The organism is Leucobacter sp. M11, assembly GCF_035726885.1.
GTDB lineage: Bacteria > Actinomycetota > Actinomycetes > Actinomycetales > Microbacteriaceae > JAPFRB01.
In genome coordinates this window covers 33,191-36,887 of record NZ_JAPFRB010000008.1, presented here as the reverse complement: position 1 = coordinate 36,887, position 3,697 = coordinate 33,191, and the positions used below count along the sequence as shown (strand labels likewise).

Annotated in this window: 2 protein-coding genes and 1 pseudogene; all 3 read left to right on the top strand. The window is 77.1% G+C overall.

Going from position 1 to position 3,697, the window contains the following annotated elements:
- Positions 1 to 188, top strand: a 188-nt coding sequence (locus OOT08_RS18630) for a ComEA family DNA-binding protein (protein ID WP_325094391.1), incomplete at its 5' end; no start/stop codon positions are given.
- A pseudogene (locus OOT08_RS18625) lies at positions 185 to 2,299 on the top strand (ComEC/Rec2 family competence protein); the annotation flags it as partial. The gene OOT08_RS18630 and the pseudogene OOT08_RS18625, both read left to right, overlap by 4 nt.
- 365 nt (positions 2,300 to 2,664) lie before the next feature.
- Positions 2,665 to 3,697 (top strand): DNA polymerase III subunit delta (gene holA / locus OOT08_RS18620; RefSeq protein ID WP_325094390.1); only part of this gene is annotated, 1,033 nt, incomplete at its 3' end.

The window sequence follows — 3,697 nt, the reverse complement described above, 5'->3', positions numbered from 1 at the left end:
TCGTGAACCTCAACACGGCGAGCGCCGAGGAACTGCAAACGCTGCCGCGGGTGGGCCCCGCGCTGGCCGAGCGGATCCTGGCGCACGTCGCGGACCGCGGCGGCTTCGGGGCGGTCGAGGACCTGCTGCTCGTCTCCGGGATCGGGGAACGCACCCTCGCCGGCCTGCGCGACCTCGTCACGGTGTGATCCCGCCGATTGCGCAGCTTCGCAACCGGGGCGCGCGCTCCGACGCAACGGTTCCCGAGGGGCCCCCGTCGGGCGCGGCGCGGCCCGATCTCCGGCTCTTCGCGCCGGCGCTCCTGGGCTGGGCGGTCACCGCCGCCGCGCTCGCCCGTCCGGGCGCGGGGGCGCTGCTCTTCTGGCTGGGGCTCGGGGCGGGCGGGGGAGCGCTCGTCCTGTTCCTCCTCTGCCCCGCCGCGCGCCCGGCGCTTCGGCGGGCGGCGGGGGCCGGGGGCGTCACCCTGGCGGTGCTCGTCCTGCTCGGATTCGCCCTCCGCGCCGGGGAGGCGGCCCGATCCGGCCCCGTATTCGACGCGGTGCTTCGCGGGTCGGGCGTGGTCGAGTTCACCCTGGAGCTCACCGGATACCCGCGGATCAGCGAGCGGCCCGGCTCCGCGCTCGCCTGGGTGAGCGCGCGGAGCCAGACGGCCCGCCCGGGGGACGCCGCCGCGGAGCAGGCGCTGCGGGTGCCGCTCGCGGTCGCGCTCTCCCCGGAGCACGCCGAGGGGCTCGGCCCGGGGGCCCGGCTCCGCGTCACAGGCTCCGCGCGCGCGGCGGCCCCGGGGGACAGCGCCGCGCTCCTGCTCCAGGCCGAACGCGCGGAGCCCGAGCGGCTCCCGCTCGGCCCGGCGCAGGGGCTCGCGCAGCGGCTGCGCGGCACCCTCGCCCGGCTCGCCGCCGCCGTCCCGGGGGACCCGGGCCGCCTCATCCCGGGCCTCGCCGTGGGGGACACCCGCGCGGTCACGCCCGAGCTGGACGAACGGATGAAGCGCAGCTCGCTGACCCACCTCATCGCCGTCTCCGGGTCCAACTGCGCGGTCATCACGGGGCTCGTCACCGGCGCGCTCCGTCGGCTCGGCGTCGGTGGGGGGCTGCGCCTGCTCGCGGCCGCGGGCAGCCTGCTCGGCTTCGTCTTGGTCACGGGTCCAGAACCCAGCGTGCTCCGGGCCACCGTGATGGCCGTCGTTGTCCTCGTCGGGGTCTTCAGCGGGCGCAAATCCGCGGGGCTCCCGGCCCTCGGTGTCGCCGTCATCGCGCTGTTGGCCGCGGATCCCTGGCAGGCCCGGTCGGCGGGCTTCGCCCTCTCCGTGTTCGCGACCGCGGGCATCCTGCTGGGGGCCGTCCCGCTCGCGCGCTGGCTCGGCCGCTGGCTGCCCGGCTGGTTCGCCCCGGTGGTTGCGGTGCCCGTCGTCGCGCAGCTCGCCTGCCAGCCGCTGCTCATCCTGCTCGAACCCAGCATCCCGCTCACGGGCATCCCCGCGAATATCCTCGCCGCCCCGGCCGCGCCCGCGGCAACCGTGCTGGGGCTCCTCGCCTGCCTGCTCGGCGGGGTCGTCCCGGTCCTCGGCGAGGTCGCCGTCTGGCTCGCCGCCCTGCCCGCCGCGTGGATCGCGGGGGTCGCCCAGCAGCTGGGCTCCCTGCCGGGAGCCCAGCTGCCCTGGCCCGGGGGTTGGCCGGGCGCGCTCCTCCTCGCGGCGGTCGAGGGCGCCGTGCTCCTCGGCGCGGCGCTCCGGCGCGGCCGGGGCTCCCGGGGCGGGGGCACCCGCGTGCTCGCCGCCGGGCTCGCGCTCGGCGTCGCGATTGCGCTGCTGCCCGCCCTGAGCCGGCTCGCCGGGACAGGGGACTGGCGGATCGTCGCCTGCGACGTCGGGCAGGGCGACGCCGTGCTCGTGCGCGGCTCGGGCGGGGTCATCCTGATCGACGTGGGCGACGATGCGGCCGCCCTGCGGCGCTGCCTGCGCGAGACGGGCGTTGGTCGCATCGACCTGCTCGTGCTCAGCCACGACCACCTCGACCACATCGGCGCGCTCCCCGAGGTGGCCGATCGGGTGCGGGCGGCGCTCATCGCCCCCGAGCCGGTGGGGGCGCTCGTGGCGCGGGGCGAGCGGCCCGTGGCGCAGACCCTGCGCCGGGCCGGGGTCGAGCCCCGGATCGGCGGGGCCGGGGACGCGGGCACGCTGGGGGACCTGAGCTGGGAGATCCTGTTCCCCGCGGGGGATCGCCCGCCCGAGTCGGTCAACGCGGGGAGCCTCGTGCTCCGCGCGAGCGCGCCGGGCTGGGAACTGCTCGCCCTCGGCGACCTGGGCGCGCCCGAGCAGGCCCGCGTGCGCGCGGAACTCCCCGCGGCGGCGGCGGGGACCGTCCGCGTCGTGAAGGTCGCCCACCACGGCTCGGCCGATCAGGACCCCGAGCTGTACCGCCGCTACGCGGCGTCGCTTGGCCTGCTCAGCGTGGGCGCGGACAATCGCTACGGGCACCCCCGCCCGGAGGCGCTCCGAGCCCTCGCGGAGGCGGGCACGGAGCCGCTGCGCACCGATGAACTCGGCACCGTCTGGCTCGGCCGGGAGATCCTCGGCCAGGGGGCGCTGGGCCCGGGCACCCCGGGCGCGCCAGGCGATGCCCGGGCGGCCCGGGTGTGGGCGGGGCGCGGTAGACTGCGGGGGTGGCAGTCGCAGCGAAAAAACAACCGGCACGGGCTGGCGCGCGCGCCAAAATTGCGCAGCTGGCCTGGTCCGAGGCCCGGCCCGCGCCCGTGGTGCTCATCACCGGCCCCGAGACGCTCCTCGCGGACCGCGCCGGGCGCGCGGTGCGCGACGACCTGCTCGCCCAGGACCCGTCCCTTGAGGTGTCTGACGTGGACGCGGCGGGCTACGGCGCGGGGGAGCTGTTCACGCTCGCGAGCCCCTCCCTGTTCGGGGAGCCGCGGCTGATCCGCGTCTCCGCCGTCGAAAAGAGCAGCGACGACTTCCTCGCCGACATGAAGCGCTATCTCGCCGATCCGGCCGAGGGCACCACGGTGACCCTGCGCCACGGCGGCGGCCAGCGCGGCAAGGCCGTGCTCGACCTGATCCGCTCCGGCCAGGGCGGGGGCATCGAGGTCGTCTGCGCCGAGATCAAGAAGGACGCGGACCGCTTCTCCTTCGTGCAGGCCGAGTTTCGCCGCCTCGGCGCGCAGATCGCCCCGGGGGCCCTGCGGATGCTCGCGCAGGCCTTCACGGGAGAGCTCGCCGAGCTCGCCGCGGCCTGCGAGCAGCTCGTCGCCGACGCGGGCACCCGCATCGACGAGGGCACGGTCGAGCGCTACTACGCGGGGCAGGTGCAGACGAACGCCTTCAAGGTGGCCGACGCGGCCATCGCGGGCAAATCGGGCGACGCGCTCATCCTGCTCCGGCACGCGCTGGCCTCCGGCACGGACCCCATTCCGCTGCTCGCCGCCGTCAACATGAAGGTGCGCGCGATGGCCCGCACCTACGGCGCCAGGGGCGGCAGCGCCCAGCTTGCCAAAGAGCTCGGCATGGCCCCCTGGCAGGTGGACCGCGCGATGCAGGACAGCCGGGGCTGGCGCGAGGCCGACCTCGCCCGCGCCATCGAGGCCGCCGCCGAGACCGAGTGGCAACTCAAGGGCGGCGCCCGCGACCCCGAGTACGCCCTGGAGAGCTACCTGCTCCTCCTCGCGCGCAAGGGCCGCCCGCTGA